1 protein-coding gene is annotated in these 238 nt (G+C 50.8%); it reads left to right on the top strand.

Translation table 11 applies throughout. The features are described 5' to 3' along the window. On the top strand, positions 1-238 hold a 238-nt coding region (locus tag Q4563_RS22400), incomplete at both ends, for a hypothetical protein (RefSeq protein ID WP_303606116.1).

Below are 238 nucleotides of genomic sequence, written 5' to 3'. Positions count from 1 at the left end.
CAAATACTGTTACCGACGCTGGCGTGTTTTTTTATTGTCAGTTTGCTGGGCTGTTTCTGGTATTTGCTGATGCGGGAGCGGCAGAAAAAGGCCGTTTACAGCGCCAAAGTACGCCAGACAGAAATTCGCCGCCGTGAAGACTTGCAGCGCTTGATCGATCATATTCACATCGGCGTGCTGGTATTCGACGGCGAAGGCTGCATTACCTCGATGAACGACTATGCCGAAAACCTGTTGC

The organism is Gilvimarinus sp. 1_MG-2023 (genome assembly GCF_030548285.1).
Note: the sequence above shows the minus strand (reverse complement) of the source record. Positions and strands in the feature narration are given on the sequence as shown.